The following is an 18,486-nucleotide window of genomic DNA, read 5'->3' as shown; positions in this document are numbered from 1 at the left end:
TCTAGGTGTCTTGACACCCCTTTCTGCACCTTGGTATAAATGCCTGACCATCTTGCTGGGCATGGATAACGGAACAATTAAAAATAACGATCTATTTAAAGGGGAACAACGTGAATAAGTCTGAACTGATCGACGCTATCGCAGCTTCAGCCGACATTCCTAAAGCAGCTGCGGGTCGCGCGCTGGATGCTACACTGGAAGCGGTTACTGGTGCACTTCAAAACGGTGATTCTGTTGCACTTGTAGGTTTCGGTACATTTTCTGTGAAAGAGCGTGCTGCTCGTACGGGCCGTAACCCACAGACAGGCAAGCCAATTGAAATTGCTGCCGCTACACTGCCAACTTTCAAGCCTGGTAAGGCTCTGAAAGACGCAGTAAACAAGTAAGATCTGATCGCGTCACGATCTTACTTAGGGGAGGTAGCTCATTAGTTTAGTGAGTTACCCAGCCTGATGCGCTAAATAAGTGCTGAAGGTGCGGGTTAAAGACCCGCGAAAGGAGCGGTAGTTCAGTTGGTTAGAATACCTGCCTGTCACGCAGGGGGTCGCGGGTTCGAGTCCCGTCCGTTCCGCCAACTATGTACAACAGACTATCCCTGTTCTACATAGAATGACGAGCTACACCATTTAGTGAGTCAGGTACAAAATTCTTGAAAGGCGCATTTGTAAGAATGCGCCTTTTTTATGTGTTAAAGATATTGCCAGGGGTTTAGAGGCATAATGCTACAGTCCATTCGTGATAACTCTCAGGGAATCATTGCCAAGATTATTGTTGGCTTGATTGCAGTTACTTTCGCATTATTTGGTGTTGAATCGCTGGTTAGTTTAACTGCTGGTAGTAATGCTCCTGCGACAGTTAATGGTGAAGAGATCAGTCAACAGGATCTCTATCAAGGCGTTCAATTGCAGCGTCGTCAAATGTTGTCGCAGATGGGGGAGGACGCTGATCCTTCGCTATTGGATGACAACTTAATCAGTAATATGGTTTTGGAAGGTCTGATTGAGCAATCGGTTTTAGTACAATCTGCACAAAATCAAGGTCTGACATTCTCTGATGCAATGATTGATCAGCTGATCCTGTCTACCAAAGAGTTTCAGCTTGACGGTAAGTTTGATCGTGCTCAATTTGAAGCGACATTACGTAACGCAGGTCTTACTCCGTTGATGTACCGTGATATCGTGCGTAAAGAGAAGGTTACAGAGCAAGAGCGTGTTGCGTTCATGTTGTCTGCCTTCACTCTACCTAATGAACTGAACTCTCTAAACGTTCTACAGAATCAAACGCGTGATCTTCGCTACTTCACTCTGCCTGCGGACAATGTTCGTGCTGAAATTACTGTTTCTGACGAGCAGATTGCCGATTACTATGCAGAGAACAGTTCTCAGTTTATGACTGAAGAGCAGGTAGCAATTGAGTACCTTCTATTAGAAAGAAGTGCTCTAGAGGCAGGTATCGAAGTATCTAATGATGAACTTCAAGCAGCATACCAGCAGCTTGTGGATACATTCCAAGCACAAGAGCAACGTCATTCAGCACACATCTTTATCGAGATTTCTGAACAGCAAGACGATGCTGCTGCTAAAGCTAAGATTGATGCAATTGCTGAGCGCCTAAAAGCAGGTGAAGCATTTGAAGAGTTGGCTAAGTCAGAATCTCAAGACCCAGCATCTGCGGAGATGGGCGGTGATCTAGGTATTAATGAGAAAGGTGTTTTCTCAACTGACTTTGAAGATGCGCTGTATGCTCTAGAGAAAGGTGCTGTTTCAGAGCCGGTACGTTCAGAATTTGGTTATCACTTGATCAAATTAGTGGATCTAGTTGAGTCTGAAGTACCTGTTTTTGCTCAAGCTGAAGCAGAACTTCGTTCTGATCTTCTAAATCAGAAGGCAGAAGAAGAGTATGTTGAACAGTTAGAGCGTTTAGCTGATGTTTCTTTCTCTTCTGGTGATCTGGTAGAACCGTCTGAAGAGCTAGAACTAGAGATTCAGAAAACCGAGCTATTTGCGCGTTCTGGTAACGAGGATGCAATTACTTCTAACGCTAAGATCCTTGCTGTTGCTTTCGATCAGGAACTGATCAATGATGGTTTGAACAGCACGCCAGTTGAATTAGATTCTGGTCGCTCTGTTGTTCTACGTGTAGTTGAACATCAACTACCTCGTGAAAAAGCGCAAGACGAAGTAGCTGATCAGATTCGCGCTATTCTGGTTGAGCAGCAAGTTGCTGCAGCGATGACTGAAAAAGCAGATGCGATTGTTGCTCAGCTTATTGAAGGTACAGATCTAACGACTGTTGCAGAAGGTAATGACGTAGTAACTCAGTCTGCAGTTAACCGTAGTCAGAGAGAGTTACCTCAAGAACTTCTTACTGCTGCATTCAAAATGGTAAAACCGCAAAGTGGTTCTACTTATACTGCAGTTGATACTGTTGATGGTAGCAAAATGATTATCGCGCTAGACGCAATCGGTCAGCAAGATATTGAGCTGCAAGAAGACGAAATTCGCTTCATGGGTATGATGCTTAATAACCGTCAAGGTCAGCAAGATTACCAAGATCACCTTGCTCAGTTAAAAGCGAAAGCTGAAATAGATAAGCTTTAAGCTAATTTGATCTATTCTAAAACCACCTTCGGGTGGTTTTTTTATATTGGCTGTTTTAGCAGCTTTAGGGGGGAATATGAAAAAATTAATGTTACTGATTAGTCATGGCCTAGTTGGCTTCGCAGGCTTTGCCTTAGGTGTATACCTGTTACCTATCTTAATTCAGCCACAGGGGCCTACTGAGCAAGAGATCTCTTCGGCTGTAGCTCAGGCGCAGTTTGAAGGGCGATTTGTGAAAGAGTTAAAAGGTAGTGACTTTTTGCATTGGGGAGAAGGCTCTGTGATGTTGGGTGGCGGTGTTGCAGCATTCAAAGGTAAATTAGCTCCCGGTCCTGATTATAAGCTTTACCTTTCTCCTGTATTTGTAGATGACGAGATGAGTTTTCTTGAGAATAAGCGAGATATGGTTCAGGTTGCTGAAATTAAAACATTTGATGGCTTTGTGGTTAACTTACCAGAGGGTGTGGATCCGGCTAAATATTCTACGGCTGTGATTTGGTGTGAAACCTTCTCTGAATTTATCAGTGCTGCTCGTTATAACTCTTTGTAAGAAAGAGACCTGACTGTCAGCGGTAGCTGACAGTCGTATAGATTGTTTCGAGTTGCGGGTCATTCAATTGACTTGCAGGCGTAATTGTCTTTCGTTGCCATGGAACAAAGCCAAAGTACCAACAGCGCCAGAAGTTAACGCTGGCTTGTGGATTTTCATCCAATAGTTCAGCTAGCGTTTGCACTTTACCTAACTCTATTCCTAACGCCTCCTTAAAGGTTAAATAAACAAATTTAGAACAAAACTGTCGCTTGGAGTCGAATTTAAAGCCTAAGTGATAAAAGCGCCCCATGCGTTTCTCAGCGGTTTGTTTTAATTTACTAATATCAGCATCAACTAATGGCTCTTTGAGTCGTAATATGCTCACTTCATCGTTGGTTGTCCGCGATACAAAATCTTTTAGACTCGTGCGTCTAACGCAGGGAACAGCACTTTCTAAAACAAACCATTCATCATTTTCTTTAACGACAAAGCCAACATGCGAAGTCCAGCTGCCAGTGCCTTTTGCGACCTGGCGGTATAGAAAACTATTGATGGAGATAAAAATAATGTCTCCTTCTTGTACGCAGTTTTCTAGGTCGTTGATTACGCTGTAGAACTTTGTCATTTTCATTACGGTTTCCTCAAAAGTTGATACGTAAAGTATGTGGACTTTGAGGATATAGGGCTAAAGATTCAAAAAAGGTATCGTATTTCGATACTTTTGGTTTTGTTGCTCTGTTTTAAGTGTAATAGGACAAAGCAAAATTTGGCTGATACACTAGCGCTTTTTTCAATGGCGGCTTTATGCGAATACTCCTTCTCTCAGCTTACGATGCGGATAGTCATGTTTATTGGCGTAAAGGGCTTGTTGAGCACTTGAATGAACACGAATGGACAGTTTTATCTTTGCCGGGGCGCTATTTCAGTTGGCGTATGAGAGGGAACAGTCTTAGTTGGGCGTTTAATGAAAGGGAAACATTAAGTCAGGCTTATGATCTGGTCGTGGTGACCTCTATGACAGACCTTTCTGCCTTGCGTGGTTTTGTTCCATCTTTAGCCCAAATTCCAACATTGGTTTACTTCCACGAAAACCAGTTCGCTTATCCTGAGTCCGGTAAAGCATTTAAAACTGTTGAGCCATGCATTCTGAACCTTTATACCGCGCTGGCTGCGGATTATTGTTTATTTAACAGTGAATATAATCGACAGACGCTTTTGGATGGCGCGAAAGTTCTCTTAAAAAAGATGCCTGATCAAGTACCACCAAATCTGATCGAGCGGATTAGAGATAATTCAGCGGTGCTGTCTGTACCTATCAAGTCTGATAGCTACCAAATACGTTCCCCTGAATCTGATGAGTTTCATATCGTTTGGAATCACCGTTGGGAGTACGACAAAAATCCTCAACTTCTGCTAGATGCCGTTGAGCAGCTGATACAGAAACGCAAGGATTTTAAGCTCCATGTGGTCGGGCAGCAGTTTAGAAAAGTACCTGAGCAATTTGAGCAGCTTCGTGTGCTACTCGGTGATTGTGCTGGTGAGTGGGGTTATCTTTCCTCGCGTGAGGAATATCTGGCTCTACTACGTAAAGTAGATGTTGTGCTTTCAACGGCTGTACATGATTACCAAGGGATAGCTGTTTTAGAAGGGGTCGCGTCTGGCGCGGTGCCCTTAGTCCCTGACAGGTTAGCGTATAGAGAATTGTTCCCTAATGCCTGCCGGTATAAAGAGGAGAGCGAAGCTGAGGTCTTAGCTGAGCGATTAGATCGCTTAGCAGCAAGAAAGTACGCAGGAGAGTGGGGGGAGCAAGTGAATGTCGATCGGTTTAAATGGGCGACACTGGCAGACCAGTATCGCCATCACTTTGATCGTTTGGCCCGTAAAGAAGGTTAAAGGCGACGCACCTTAAACTTACGGCCTTTGATTTTTCCTTGGCTCAAGCGCTCGGCTGCCTTTCGTGCGACTTTGCGTTCAACGGCAACGTAAGCAGCAAAATCATACACATTGATCTTGCCTACTTGGTTGCCTTGTATGCCAGCATCGCCTGTTAACGCACCTAAGATATCGCCAGGGCGAACTTTGTTCTTCTTACCTCCAGCAATTGCAAGCGTAGCCATTGGTGGGTTATTCGGCTGATAGTTCGGATCCGCGTCTGGTAGTTCAGTCACGGGGAATTCTGTATCCAAATACTTTTCAATGGAAGCTACTTTGTAAGCTTCTGACGGCTGATAAAGATTCAATGCCATGCCTTGCTTACCTGCACGGCCTGTTCGACCGATACGGTGAGTATGAACTTCAGCATCTCGAGTTAGATCGTAGTTGATGACGCAAGGTAGGTCATCAATATCTAGTCCACGCGCTGCTACATCAGTCGCGATAAGGATTGAGCAGCTGCGGTTGGCGAATTGCACTAGTATCTGGTCACGATCGCGTTGTTCTAAATCGCCGTGGATAGCTTTTGCGCTGTAGCCCAAAGATTTAAGATGTTGCTGAACATCATTACAGGTTTGCTTCATGTTACAAAAAATCACTGCAAACTCTGGTTTGAACTGAGCTAAAATCGCGCTCAAATTCTCAAGTTTATTTTCTTTTTCGATCTCAAAGAAATGTTGCTCAATCTGGGATTGTTGGTGAGTGGATTCTACCTCAACCGTAATTGGCTGATTGAGAATGTCTGCACTCAGGCTCGCAATGGTCTTTGGGTAAGTAGCAGAAAATAGCAGTGTTTGGCGTTTCTTTGGGGTCTGCCCAATGATGTCACGAATATCATCAGCAAAACCCATATCCAGCATACGATCCGCTTCATCAAGCACTACTGTGTTTGCTTTGTCTAAGCTTAGAGTTTTCTTACGAAGATGGTCTTTAATACGACCCGGTGTACCGACCACAATATGTGCGCCATGCTCCAAAGAGCCAATCTGAGGTCCGATTGATTGGCCACCACAGAGAGTAAGAATCTTTACGTTTTCAGTAAAGCGAGCAAGCTTTCTTAGCTCATTAGCAACTTGTGTTGCTAATTCACGTGTAGGGCAAAGTACTAAGGCTTGTGTGGCAAAACTACTAAGGTTTAAATTCAGCAGTGTACCTATACCAAACGCAGCTGTTTTGCCGCTGCCTGTTTTTGCTTTCGCAATGAGGTCATTACCTCGCAAAACCTCGGGTAGGGCTTTCTCTTGGATAGCCGTCATCTGCTTATAGCCTAGATGATCTAGGTTCTTTAGCATCGGTTTTGGAAGATTGAGATTTGAGAAGCAGGTATCAGACACAGGGCACTCGGTAACAGTAAAGTTGGTTAGATTTTGTTGCAAAGCGGCATTATAGAGCAAACCGCTTTGGGAGAATATGAATACCCTGAAGAATCACTCGCTAATCAAAGCGCGTTAACAATTGTTGATCTTTCTCAAGATGTTGGCAGGCTCTTTGGGTATACTTCGGGACAGTCAAAAATAAGTAAGTTGGTTGGGAATTATGAATACGCGTTACGATGTCGTCATTGTCGGTGGTGGTATGGTGGGTGCAACGATCGCTTGTGCTCTTGGAAATAGCCCGTTATCAGTTGCCGTCTTGGAAAGTCGATATCCTGCGGAATATGAGCCTTCCCAACCAAATGATTTGCGCGTTTCTGCTATCAGCGTGGCCTCTGAGAATATTCTTCAGCGCGTAGGTGCATGGGAAGGGATTCTATCCCGTCGTAGTTGCCCTTACCGTCGCATGAAGGTTTGGGAAGCAAGTGAAGAAAAGGCTTCTACAGAATTTGTTTCCGATAACATTGGCCGTGATCACCTTGGCCATATTGTTGAAAATCGCGTGATTCAGCTAGCGCTCTTAGAGCGTTTACAGACGTTTGAAAATGTTGACCTGATCTGTCCTGCTGAAGTTGAGGCTATCGATTATTCTCCTGGTAGCAGCATTGTTAGATTAAAAGATGATAGAGAAATAATTGGGCGTCTACTTATCGCTGCGGATGGTGGTGAGTCTCGTGTTCGTCAAGCTGCAGGCATTGGTGTAACTCGTTGGGACTACGAGCAGCATGCACTGGTTGCATCTGTGACGACTAAGTTTGCTCAAGAAGATATCACTTGGCAGCAGTTTACACCGACAGGTCCACTTGCCTTTCTACCTCTTTCAGGAAATAACGCTTCTCTGGTTTGGTATAACACACCGGATAACGTCAAACGTCTCTTGGCTCAGGATGACGAAAGCTTTATGCAAGAGCTTAAATCTACATTCCCTGATGCGTTGGGCGAAATTGATCAGCTATTAAGTCGCGGAGCATTCCCGCTTCGTCGCCAACATGCGCAGGAATATGTCTTAGAAGGTCTAGCTTTAGCAGGTGATGCTGCGCACATGATCCACCCTCTAGCTGGACAGGGCGTGAATATCGGCCTGCTTGATGCAGCTGCTCTTTCGGAAGTGATTTTAGCGGCTGCTAATACCGGTGAAGATATAACCGAATTGGCGTCGCTGAAGGAGTATGAAAAGCAGCGTCGCAAACATAATTTATTGATGATGCAGACGATGGATGCGTTCTATCGCGTATTTAGTAATCAGAACGGCCCACTAAAAGTGTTGCGCAATATCGGTTTAGGTTTGGCGGGTCGTGTAACGCCAGCTAAAAACAAAGTTATGCAGTTTGCGATGGGCTTGGAAGGGCCTTTGCCTGAAATGGCTAAAGAGCAATAATCAAAGGCTTAAATAAAAAAAGCCGGTCTGGGAGACCGGCAAAGAAATACGGCTGAATAAACCAGCCAGAGTAGAGAAGTGGGGTCGTTACGTGACCCCAAACGATGAATTACTCAGCAGTCGCTGCTTTTTTCGCAGGTGCTTTCTTAGCAGGCGCCTTTTTCGCAGGTGCTTTCTTAGCTGGAGCAGCTGCTTGTTCAGCTGGTGCTGCTTCAGTTTGAGTCGCGTTCGCTACAACAGCAGAAGTTGCTTCAGCGGCTTCAGTCAGAAACTTATTGAAATCAGACATGTATGGCATTTCACTGATTTCGCTTAGGCTTTTTTCTACGATTTCAGCGATCTCTTCTTTTGCAGAGTTTAGAGCTGCTAGCTCTTTTTCCGCAGTCGCAGTCGTTTTGCTTTCCAGAGATTTGAAGAACTCAACCTGCAATTCAACCGCTTCTTTTGGCTCTTTAACTTCAGATAGAGCTTTTAGTTGAGCTACGCTTGAATCTACGAAATCAGTTACATATTCAGACTGCAAAGAGAACAGAGTTTCTAGTGCTTTTTTGTTCACTTCAGCAACGTCGATTGCTGGTTGCATTTTTTCCTGAACATCTTTCATTAGATCATCGTACATTTTCCATTCCTCTGAGAATCTTTAATAAAGTGTTTTTGTGCGTTGCAGCATTTGAGATAAATATAGTGGTTAATAAATAACCTGTCAAATATTTTTTTGTGCATTGCACAAAAATATTTATATGGATTGATTTAGGTAATTAAACGCCGATATAACAATGAGTTAGAGTGGTTGCTATAAAAGAGTTAAGTTCTACTCAAATCAGCTTTTTGAGCTGTTTTTGCAGAAAATAAAAAATTCTTGAAGCTGAATTGCACCCGCTTTGTGCCTATATTGGCCGATAGGTTGTTCATATAACCAAATAGCTATTACAATCAGGTGATACTCTATAGCTCAAAAACAGGGCTTATATGGGAGGGGTTGGCTATCTGCTTGAAAGCTTTCTTCACCTCAATACCTCGGGACAGCTAACTAACTTTTGGCTTTGGTAGAGTCCCTTTAGTAACAGGATCAAGTATTTTCATGACGCAATCGAATACAGTCGTAGAATCACACTCATCTTTTGAATTTGTTAGATCAGAAAAGATTGAGTCTTTAGGAATTGATGTAACGGAATACGAGCATACAAAGACTGGCCTTTCCCATTTCCATATAGCGGCTGATCATACTGAAAATGTTTTTCTTGTCGGTCTAAGGACTGTTCCGGAAGATTCAAAAGGCGTTGCGCATATACTGGAGCACACAGCGTTGTGTGGTAGTGAACGTTTCCCAGTTCGTGATCCGTTCTTTATGATGACGCGCCGTTCACTTAATACATTTATGAACGCGATGACGAGCAGTGACTGGACCTCTTATCCATTTGCTAGTCAAAATCGCAAAGATTTCTTTAACCTGTTAGATGTCTATCTTGATGCTGTTTTCTTCAGTCGTTTAGATCCATTGGATTTTGAACAAGAAGGCCATCGTATTGAGTTTTCTGAAACCGGTGATGCTGAATCCGATTTGGAATACAAAGGTGTTGTGTACAACGAGATGAAAGGTGCAATGAGTTCACCGGTTTCTCGCTTGTGGCAGTCAGTGACTAAATATCTGTTCCCGACAACAACTTACCATCACAACAGCGGCGGTGAGCCAGAGAGCATCCCTGACCTAAGTTATGATGAGCTAATTGAATTTTATAAAACCCATTACCACCCGAGTAATGCGGTCATTATGACTTTTGGTGATATTCCTGCTGCTGAACTTCAGGGTTTCTTTGAAGAGAAAGCGCTAAGCCGTTTTGAAAAGCTGGGCACTTCTATCGAAATTCATGATGAGAAACGCTACCACTCGCCATTGCGGGTGGAAGAAGGTTATGACCTTGATCAAGAGGATCTAAGTGGCAAAACACATCATGTTTTAGCTTGGCTACTTGGTCATTCCAACGATTTAGAAGCTCAACTTAAAGCGCATCTGATGTCTCGTGTGTTACTGGATAATAGTGCTTCTCCTCTACGTTACGCACTTGAATCAACTAATTTAGGCAGCGCGCCTTCGCCGTTATGTGGATTAGAAGATTCAAACCGTGAAATGAGCTTCATGTGCGGTATTGAAGGCAGTGAGCCCGAATCTGCGGAAGAATTTGAAAAACTGGTATTGGATACCTTGCAGAAGGTGGCTGAAGAGGGTGTGCCTCAAGCTATGCTGGAAGCCCAGTTGCATCAGTTAGAACTGCAACAGCGTGAAATTAATGGTGATGGTTATCCTTATGGCCTGAGTTTGATCATGTCTTCGCTCGGAGCAGCGGTTAACAAGGGCGATCCAATCGCAATATTAAACCTTGATCCGGTGCTCGAAAAACTGCGCGAAGCGATCAAGCAGCCAGACTTCGTTCAGTCCATGGTTAAGGAGCTGTTAGATAACCCGCATCGCGTTCGTTTGACTTTACGCCCAGATAACAAACTGGCAGCTAGTCGTGATGCTGCAGAGAAAGCGCAGTTGGCTCAAATTAAAGCGGGTTTATCAGATGACGATAAACAACAGCTAATTGATCGTGCTGCTGAGCTAGCGGAGCGACAAGAACAGGTCGATGATGAATCGATTCTACCGAAAGTGACATTGACCGATGTACCAGATGAAATGTCTGTGCCTGAAGATGTGGCGGTTGATTCTACGCTACCTTTGACGCGTTATGATCGTGGCACTAACGGTATTGTTTATCAGCAGGTGATTATGCAGCTTCCGCAGTTAACGGAAGATGAGCAGCACATACTGCCTCTATACAGCTATCTTCTTACTGAATTGGGCTGTGGTGATCGTACTTATCAAGAGAATCAGCAGTATCAAACAGAAGTGACCGGTGGTGTTCATGGTTTTGCTTCAGTAAGGGGTGCACCTGATAATGAGCAGGATGTAAAAGGCTACTTTACATTAACCGGCAAAGCCTTAGTGTCTAAACATGAGGCGTTGTTAGATCTGCTGAAAGAAACGCTGCAATTTGCACGTTTTGATGAGTTGCCTCGTATTCGTGAAGTGGTATCTCAACAACGTACTCGTAAAGAACAAAGTATCACAGGACAAGGCCACGCATTCGCCATGATGGCTGCAGCAGCGAAGATGAGCCCGGCGGCAGCATTATCTCATGCAACAAAAGGTCTTGAGTCTATCTGTTACTACAAACAGTTAGATGATCAGCTAGAGAATGAAGATGCTCTCAAACAGCTTTCACGACGTCTGCAAGAGCTGCATAGCAAGATTCAACTTGCGCCGCGTCAATACCTTGTAGTAGCTGAAGACGAGTATCAGGCCAGTGTTCAGAGCTACTTAGAATCTATCTGGGCAGATGTACCGAGTGAAACCTCGGCAGGCTTCTTACTGCCAGAATTACGTAGCAAGGTGAAACAAGCTTGGGTTACCAGTACTCAGGTAAGCTTCTGTGCGAAAGCATTCCCTACCGTGGCGGTAGATCACCCTGATTCAGCGCCACTTACCATCCTGGGGGACTTTCTGCGTAATGGCTATTTACATCGAGTTATTCGCGAAAAAGGCGGTGCTTACGGCTCTGGCGCTGGTCAGGATTCAGGTGATGCAGCTTTCCGTTTCTTCTCTTACCGTGATCCTCGTTTATCTGAAACCTTGGATGACTTCGATGGTGCGGTGAAATGGCTTCTGGAGACTGATCATGATGCTCAGAAACTTGAAGAAGCGATTCTGGGTGTTGTAAGCTCGATTGATAAGCCTGGATCGCCGGCTGGTGAAGCTAAGCAAGCATTCCACAGCTCTTTGTTTGGGCGTACTCCTGAGCAGCGTAAAGCGTTCCGTGCGCGCATCTTGAATGTGACAGTGGATGATCTGAAGCGTGTTGCCAAAACTTATCTTCTAGATAAAGAGGGCAGTGTGGCTGTAGTTACCAGTAAAGAACAGGCAGACAGTCTATCCAGCGACTTTGAAGTAATTGAAGTCTAATTAAGGTAATATTCGGCTAGCGATTAAGGGATACTTTGATCGCTAGTCATTTATTCCTTAATAACCCTCAAGCCTCTATGCCCACACAAGCGCTTTATCAAGGTGCGCTGTTTATCATTCTGTCAGAACTGTTTTTAGTCTGTTCTGGCATGGTCGTAAAGCAGATCACTCATCAGCTACCTACTGAGATTATCGTATTTGCCCGTAATCTCTTTGCGTTAATTTTATTGATGCCTTGGTTGTTGCGAAATGGGATCTCCTCGATAAAAACGAGCTCTCTTCGATTGCATATTGCGCGTGCGGCGGTCGGTGTGACTGCCATGATGTGTCTTTACTATTCATGGGGACACTTGCCTTTAGCGGAGGCGGCGTTGATCAAACAAACAGCTCCATTCTTTATTCCATTATTCGCCTTATGGTGGTTAGGTGAAAAGATTTCTGGGGTAGTGAAACTGGCAATATGTGTTGGTTTCTTTGGCGTTTTTCTAGTGTTGAATCCCGGGCAGGGAACACTCAATGTTGCTGTGCTAATTGCGCTTTTTGGTGCAATGCTGGGGGCGCTAGCAAAAGTCATTATCCGTAGGATGAGCGATACAGAACCAGCCAGCCGTATCGTTTTTTATTTCGCTTTGTTTAGTACCGTTTTAGCTTTTCCGCCAGCGATGCTTAATTGGGTTACGCCCAATTTAGTTGAACTGGGTTGGTTATTGCTGATGGCTATTACCTCAACGGTTGCTCAGCTGTTATTGAGTAAAGGTTATGGGCTTGCGCCTGCGGGACAGTTGGGGCCTTATACATATGCTTCGGTGGTCTTTGCTGCGCTGTTTGGCTGGCTATTATGGGATGAGGTATTAGGCGCCTACAGCTTGATAGGCTTGTGCTTAATTTTCTCGGCTGGATTGTTATCTCTTTCTTCCCGTAAAACGGCTAAATCCTAGTAACAACTGTTTGGTGTTTGAACAGTTTTGCCTGTCAGCTATCAATTTTTCTTCATGAAGCGAAAAAAGTACTTGTAATCCATTCTCAGAGTGGTACTACTGTAAGTGTACAGGGGCGCACAAAAACATTAATTCATAGCGCTCTCACTGCAACAAGGCATTAAGGATTTGCACATGAATATCAAAATTACTCACCGCAATGCTAAAGTTTCTGACAGTGTAAAAGAGAAAGTAGAGGAATGGCTGAACAGCAGCCAAGAACGTTACGAAGTTATTACTAGTGCTCACGTTATTATTGAAAAAAATGATCGTGAGGACGTTGCTGAAGCAACAATTCACGTAGCAGGTAAAGATATCTTTGCGAAAGCATCCGCTGATAACTTGTATGCTGCTCTGGATGCGATGGCTGATAAAATTGATCGTCAGCTAGATAAGATTCACCAGAAAAACGTGAATAAGAAAGGGAATCAGAGACCTGCCGCTACAGTTGAAATGGAAGCGGATGAGGAACTCAGCTTAGCCTGATCTAAGATTTTAAGTTTCTCAAGCCCAGCTATATGCTGGGCTTTTTTATTTCTAGAACAAAATTTTATATGCATCAGGCTTGCATAAATGTCGTGATTAGATGGATAATGATAAGTGTTATCATTAGCGTGTAGGTATTGGAGTAGGTAGTGAAGGCAGCGTTATTTTACGGCACCACAACAGGTAATACTGGCGATATTGCAGATAAGATAAAAGGTAGTTGGGATGCCGGCGAACTAGAGTTATTTGATGTCGCAGACAGTTCGCTCTCTGCTGCAAAAGATTTTGATATTCTTATTTTTGCTATACCTACGTGGGATTATGGTGAAGTTCAGGAAGATTGGCTGGAAGTATGGGATGAAGTGGACCAGTTGGATTTCAGTGGTAAACAGGCTGCCTTTATCGGTCTTGGTGATCAGTTTGGCTATCCTGAATGGTTTGTCGATGCAATGGGTATGCTACATGATAAAATCGTAGCTAAAGGCGCTGAGATTGTTGGTCACTGGTCTGTTGAGGGTTATGAATTCGAAGAATCTAAAGCATTAACAGACGACAAAAAACATTTTATTGGTTTGGCTTTAGATGAAGATTGGCAGCGTGATCAAACTGATGAACGCATCTCCGATTGGTTAGACCAAGTTAAATTAGAGCTAGGCGTTTTCTAATCTATTCAGCGACCTGAGTATTAAGAGCCCTGTTTTACAGGGCTTTTTTGTGTCTGTCGTTCTCTGACCTATGCTGTAGTAAAGCAAATATCTATAAAGTAGTAATAAACTAGGTCAGATAGGGATAGCTATGCCCGCCAGCAAACTCCGCTCGGAAATTAAAGCGATCTCAGTGCTGAGTATCTTATTCTGCTTGTTTGCTGCCTTTAATATCCATTCACCACTGCTTCCAAAATTAGAAAATCACTGGCTCGATTTAACGCTTCAACAACGAGCAGAGAAAAGAGTCGCAAGTGAGCGTATTGTGGTTATCGATATAGATGATGCGAGCCTGAATAACCTTGCGCCTATTGCGGGTGGTTGGCCTTGGCCAAGGGCTGTCCATGCCGAGCTGGTAGAGTTGTTACAGTTACAGAAACCTGCAGCAGTGGTGTTTGATGTACTATTTGCTGATAGAGATATTTTTAACCCTGAAAGTGATCAGTATTTTAGTGAGGTGTTGGCTGCATCGAATAATGTCTATCTGCCGTTTTTGCATTTGCAAACCTATTCTGATCATCTGTTTCCGCGTTTAGACCAATATCCAGAAACCGTCCCCATTCAAAAGCCAGAAACCGTTTCGTCTATTCCTCATGCAAGTTTGGTCTTACCTAATGCGGTTGACGCGAGTGTTTGGCGTCTAGGCAGTATTAATTTCCACCCGGATGAAGATGGTGTTGGGCGAAAGTACGCTGCATTTCATCCAATATCTGATTGGGGAATTATGACGATGCCTGCGCGAATCGCTGTTGACCTGAATGGTTATGAAATAAAAGAGCGGTCAATTTGGATCGATTGGTATCAAGGCAAAGGGGAGCCATATCCAAGGCTTTCTTATAGCGATGTCTACACCCAGTTGGGTCAAGGCGATGATATCAAAGAGGCAAACTATTTTAAGGACAAAATCATTGTTATCGGTTCTACTGCTGCAGGTTTACATGATATCCAAGTCACACCCATTACTAGTACTTACCCCGGTGTTTTTATCTTAGCTACGGCTATTAATAACTTTATGGATCAGAGCTTTCTGCAATCGGTAGATGCTTTGCTAGTTTTGGTGATTGTGGGCGTAAGCTTTGGTGTTTTAGTGCTGTTGCTGGTTCGTGTGGGTAATTTTTATTACGCACTCATCGGCATAGGCGTTTTAATCGGAGTAAACGTGTCGTCGAGTTATCTTCTGTTAATTATGGAAGGGATGATGTTCCCTGTTATGACTTGGCTGGTGGCTTATGTTCTGGTTGCAGTGTCCTTTTATGCATTTCGCTTATTGCAGCAACAAAGGGAGATGAAAAAAACGGTCGATATTTTCGGCCGTTTTTTGGACCCGAAAGTTGTGAAAATTTTGCTTGAGCAAGGAATTACCGATCAAGCTTTGGCAGGAAAAAGTACACGGGTAACCATCTTATTTACCGATATCCGTGAGTTTACTCATCTTTCTGAATATCGCAGTGCAATCGAAATTGTAGAACTTCTAAATCATTACTTTTCTCGCCAGGTGGAAGTTATTTTTCAGCATAAAGGTACGCTCGATAAGTTTATCGGTGATGCCATTATGGCGTTTTGGGGTGAGCCAATTGAAAATCCCGCTCAAGAGATTGCTGCTGTGAATGCGGCTTTGGATATGGTGGATCAAATGGTCAGCTTTAGACGAGAGTTTGGCTTATTTGATTTCGATATAGGTATTGGTCTCCATACGGGCGAGGTCGTTGTTGGGGCAATAGGTACCCAAAGTCGCTACGATTACACTGCTATTGGTGATGCTGTAAACGTAGCTAGTCGCATCGAAGGACTGACTAAAGAAACAGGTCGAAGGATTTTGGTTTCTGAAGAAACTCGACAGGCATGTGGGGATGCTTTTGACTTCGAGCTGATTGGTGACTATAAGGTTAAAGGCCGGGAAAAATTGGTAACCGTCTATCAGCCAAGGAGGTTGAGTGATGAACCTTAAATTACTGATTATCGGTCTTCCATTTATGTGCTCCACTTGGGCGACTGCTCAAACTGCCTACACAGTCAGAGATATCTCTGTCTACCAAACCCCCTCAATTTCTAGCACTGTCGTTACGAAACTCTCTGAAAAATCCTCTGTAAATATTCTGCGACGAAGCGGTGGTTGGTACGAAGTACGAACGAGTAATGCTCACTCCGGTTGGGTGAAAATGATAAACCTTCGGTACGTCAGTAAGCCCAGCACACAACAAGTTGCTGGAAATATGCAGTACCGCTCAAAAACAACGTTGACAACCGGTGTTAGAGGGCTGGATGAAGGCGGGATTATATCGAGTGGATCAGGTGTCTCCCTTAGCAAAGTAAAAGGCTATAAGGTCAGTGCAGATGCAGCTGCGAAGTTTGCGCGGGCAGGGGGATTAAAAGCTCGAAGCATGAATTATGTGGAGTAGCTTATGTTTACATTGAAAAAAAACGCTATCAAAGGGGTTGTTGCCAGTTTTCTATTGCTGGGCTTAAACGGCTGTCAGGTCAATAACATCAATCTAACCCCTTTAATGGAAGCAGGAAAAAAATCGACCGACCTATTTGAGAAAAGCTTGGCTGAAGAAGTGGAGATCGGTGAGGAAGTGAGTGCCGTTCTGCTGCAAAAAGCCTCTATTTATAATGTGCGAGAGGTTCAAAATTATGTGAACTCAGTGGGAATGTGGCTCGCACAACAAACTGAAAGATCTGATATACCTTGGACCTTCTCAGTGATACGAGATGATAGCTTTAATGCTTTCGCCACTCCGGGTGGATTTATCTATATCACAACGGGGACTTTAGAGCAGTTGCAGAGCGAGGCTGAGCTTGCAGGTGTGTTAGCTCATGAAATAGCACATGTGGTTCAAAAGCACCATATCCGTGCTATTCAGAAGGAAGCAAAGATCGGTATTGCGGCAGATCTTGCTCGATTCTTGCGAGACAGTCAAAGCGACTCTTCAGATAGCAGTGGAGCTACGGTATTTGGTGATCACTCAGTTGAAAATAAACTGCTGAATACCATTCAGGATGTTTACAGTGATGGTTTGGCTCGAAGTGATGAATTAGAAGCGGATAAGATGGGTATGGTGATCGCCGCCAGAGCTGGTTACGACCCAATGGCCTATATTGCTGTATTGCAAAAGATCGATGCTCAACAGGATGATAGTTCCTTTTGGCAGGCTTTTAGTAAGCGCCACCCAAGCGCTGAAGATCGTTTGTCAGAACTGCACAAGTTAGCGGATAAGATGACTTATATAGAAGGTAAAGAACTCAATAATCGTTATTCCAAAATGATAAAGTAGATGTACGTGGAATATCGGAATAAATGTAATGGATCTTTCCAATAAAGAGTCTTTTCAAATCAGTGTGGCTGGGTCTGATCGAATAGATGTTGTGCTTAAGCAGTGGCAGCAACTTACATCGTATCTGCCTACTCACCATGCTAAGCCTTTTGGTTTGCCTGTTCCTGAACATCTTGAAAAGCAGCTTCGCCATACGCTTGAACAATGTATTGAAAGAGATGATGCAATGGTATTTATAGCTGAGGGCGATAAGGTTTGTGGGACGATTGCCGTCATTCTGAATCAGCAAGCAGCTTATACTCAGCCTAATAGCAGTGTTTTGTTTAATTTATGGGTAGAACCTGATCAGCGTAGAAAAGGGATAGGGCAAGCATTGGTCGCGGAAGCTAAACAGTGGCTGAAAGCTCAAGGGGTGATCTCTGTTCAGGGTGGATGGCATCCCGGAAATCCTGAAGCTGATCGTTTTTGGTTGAAACAAGGATTTTCACCTTACGAAACCATTGGCTCTGCATTCTTATAGTTAAGTAATCATTATTAATAAACTTTTTCCTGCGCATATCTATTTTTAAGGAATTAAATGAGCAAAGCACAGCAAAAATGGGATCAAAGATACTTGGCGAAAAGCCAAAGCCTAGAATCGGAGCCTGTTGCACCAGAATATCTTCAACGTCAGTGGCGTTTTTTAAAAACAGGTCGTGTATTAGATCTGGCAGCAGGAGATGGGGCGGCCTCTATCTTTTTGGCCAAACAAGGCTTTAGCCCGGTAGCAACAGATATCTCTCAAGTAGGTTTGGATCGTTTGTCTGAGGCTATGACTAAGTTGGGTCTGAAAGTGGAAACTGCTCAATTGGATCTAGAACAGGAATCGGTGAATCTGTCAGGTCTGGGGTTGTTCGATTCGATTGTTATCTCCAGATATAAACCAGCTGATGGATTATGGGAGCAGCTGCTTGCTCTATTGAAGCCTGAAGGTACTTTATTAATGACTACGTTCAATCTGCTCCAGCATGAACGTACCGGTTTTTCTAATCGGTTCTGTTTAAGAGAAAACGAACTTTTAGATCATTGTGCTGAATTAGCTTTAGTAGATTTTGAATCTGATCGTAACCAATCGGGGATGGATTCTTATATTTTTAAAAAAGAACCTAAGAAATGGATCTAAAATAAACCCTGCCATCATTATGTATATACATTGTGATGCAACGGATTTACAAGGCATATTCGCA

17 protein-coding genes and 1 tRNA gene are annotated in these 18,486 nt (G+C 43.7%); 15 read left to right on the top strand and 3 right to left on the bottom strand.

Features of this window, described 5'->3' with window-relative positions:
- Positions 1-110: 110 nt before the first annotated feature.
- The 4 genes from ACMXYN_RS09990 (at position 111) to ACMXYN_RS09975 (ending at position 3,150) form a co-directional block, all read left to right on the top strand.
- A complete protein-coding gene (locus ACMXYN_RS09990; RefSeq protein WP_007020114.1) occupies positions 111-386 on the top strand; it encodes an HU family DNA-binding protein in 276 nt (91 codons plus the stop codon).
- 111 nt (positions 387-497) lie between these two features.
- Positions 498-574, top strand: a tRNA-Asp gene (locus ACMXYN_RS09985).
- 145 nt (positions 575-719) lie between these two features.
- Complete coding sequence (locus ACMXYN_RS09980; RefSeq protein WP_415891688.1) at positions 720-2,600, top strand: SurA N-terminal domain-containing protein; 1,881 nt, start codon at positions 720-722, stop codon at positions 2,598-2,600.
- Positions 2,601-2,676: 76 nt separating this feature from the next.
- Complete coding sequence (locus ACMXYN_RS09975; RefSeq protein ID WP_415891687.1) at positions 2,677-3,150, top strand: DM13 domain-containing protein; 474 nt, start codon at positions 2,677-2,679, stop codon at positions 3,148-3,150.
- Between the two features lie 16 nt (positions 3,151-3,166).
- Here ACMXYN_RS09975 and ACMXYN_RS09970 read toward each other — a convergent pair whose 3' ends face one another.
- Entirely contained in the window at positions 3,167-3,763 is a 597-nt protein-coding gene (locus tag ACMXYN_RS09970) for a YiiX/YebB-like N1pC/P60 family cysteine hydrolase (RefSeq protein WP_415891686.1), read from the bottom strand.
- A gap of 173 nt (positions 3,764-3,936) precedes the next feature.
- Here ACMXYN_RS09970 and ACMXYN_RS09965 point away from each other — a divergent pair, with 173 nt between their 5' ends.
- Entirely contained in the window at positions 3,937-5,025 is a 1,089-nt protein-coding gene (locus tag ACMXYN_RS09965; RefSeq protein ID WP_415891685.1) for a DUF3524 domain-containing protein, read from the top strand.
- Here ACMXYN_RS09965 and dbpA read toward each other — a convergent pair.
- Positions 5,022-6,398: an ATP-dependent RNA helicase DbpA gene (gene dbpA / locus ACMXYN_RS09960; protein WP_415891684.1), complete on the bottom strand. Its 1,377-nt coding sequence runs from the start codon at positions 6,396-6,398 to the stop codon at positions 5,022-5,024. The two genes, ACMXYN_RS09965 and dbpA, sit on opposite strands and share 4 nt — an antisense overlap.
- 202 nt (positions 6,399-6,600) lie before the next feature.
- Here dbpA and ACMXYN_RS09955 point away from each other — a divergent pair, with 202 nt between their 5' ends.
- The gene (locus tag ACMXYN_RS09955) at positions 6,601-7,815 is read left to right on the top strand and encodes a UbiH/UbiF/VisC/COQ6 family ubiquinone biosynthesis hydroxylase (RefSeq protein WP_415891683.1); all 1,215 of its coding nucleotides are present in this window, start codon (positions 6,601-6,603) and stop codon (positions 7,813-7,815) included.
- A gap of 109 nt (positions 7,816-7,924) precedes the next feature.
- On the opposite strand, the gene ACMXYN_RS09950 is transcribed toward ACMXYN_RS09955, so the two are convergent.
- Positions 7,925-8,434 carry a phasin family protein gene (locus tag ACMXYN_RS09950; protein WP_415891682.1) on the bottom strand — a complete coding sequence of 170 codons (510 nt, stop codon included), beginning with the start codon at positions 8,432-8,434 and terminating at the stop codon, positions 7,925-7,927.
- Between the two features lie 462 nt (positions 8,435-8,896).
- On the opposite strand from ACMXYN_RS09950, the gene ACMXYN_RS09945 reads away from it, so the two are divergent.
- The 9 genes from ACMXYN_RS09945 (at position 8,897) to ACMXYN_RS09905 (ending at position 18,422) form a co-directional block, all read left to right on the top strand.
- Positions 8,897-11,818, top strand: a complete 2,922-nt coding sequence (locus tag ACMXYN_RS09945) for an insulinase family protein (protein WP_415891681.1) — start codon at positions 8,897-8,899, stop codon at positions 11,816-11,818.
- A 35-nt stretch (positions 11,819-11,853) separates the two neighbouring features.
- The gene (locus ACMXYN_RS09940) at positions 11,854-12,756 is read left to right on the top strand and encodes a DMT family transporter (protein WP_415891680.1); all 903 of its coding nucleotides are present in this window, start codon (positions 11,854-11,856) and stop codon (positions 12,754-12,756) included.
- A 174-nt stretch (positions 12,757-12,930) separates the two neighbouring features.
- On the top strand, positions 12,931-13,281 hold the full coding sequence (gene hpf, locus ACMXYN_RS09935) for a ribosome hibernation-promoting factor, HPF/YfiA family (RefSeq protein ID WP_415891679.1): 351 nt from the start codon (positions 12,931-12,933) through the stop codon (positions 13,279-13,281).
- Positions 13,282-13,430: 149 nt separating this feature from the next.
- Positions 13,431-13,946, top strand: coding sequence for a flavodoxin (locus ACMXYN_RS09930; protein ID WP_415884992.1), 516 nt, complete (start codon positions 13,431-13,433; stop codon positions 13,944-13,946).
- Between the two features lie 130 nt (positions 13,947-14,076).
- The gene (locus ACMXYN_RS09925) at positions 14,077-15,933 is read left to right on the top strand and encodes a CHASE2 domain-containing protein (protein WP_415891678.1); all 1,857 of its coding nucleotides are present in this window, start codon (positions 14,077-14,079) and stop codon (positions 15,931-15,933) included.
- Complete coding sequence (locus ACMXYN_RS09920) at positions 15,923-16,384, top strand: SH3 domain-containing protein (protein ID WP_415891677.1); 462 nt, start codon at positions 15,923-15,925, stop codon at positions 16,382-16,384. The genes ACMXYN_RS09925 and ACMXYN_RS09920 overlap by 11 nt, the downstream gene beginning before the upstream one ends.
- 3 nt (positions 16,385-16,387) lie before the next feature.
- Positions 16,388-17,260: a M48 family metalloprotease gene (locus ACMXYN_RS09915; RefSeq protein WP_415891676.1), complete on the top strand. Its 873-nt coding sequence runs from the start codon at positions 16,388-16,390 to the stop codon at positions 17,258-17,260.
- Positions 17,261-17,288: 28 nt separating this feature from the next.
- Entirely contained in the window at positions 17,289-17,780 is a 492-nt protein-coding gene (locus tag ACMXYN_RS09910) for a GNAT family N-acetyltransferase (RefSeq protein WP_415891675.1), read from the top strand.
- A gap of 57 nt (positions 17,781-17,837) precedes the next feature.
- Complete coding sequence (locus ACMXYN_RS09905; RefSeq protein ID WP_415891674.1) at positions 17,838-18,422, top strand: class I SAM-dependent methyltransferase; 585 nt, start codon at positions 17,838-17,840, stop codon at positions 18,420-18,422.
- Positions 18,423-18,486: the final 64 nt, after the last annotated feature.

The organism is Neptuniibacter sp. PT8_73, assembly GCF_047778045.1.
In the GTDB taxonomy this organism is placed as follows: domain Bacteria; phylum Pseudomonadota; class Gammaproteobacteria; order Pseudomonadales; family Balneatricaceae; genus Neptuniibacter.
The sequence above is the reverse complement of the archived record's forward strand: the minus strand, read 5'-3'. Positions and strand labels throughout refer to the sequence as shown.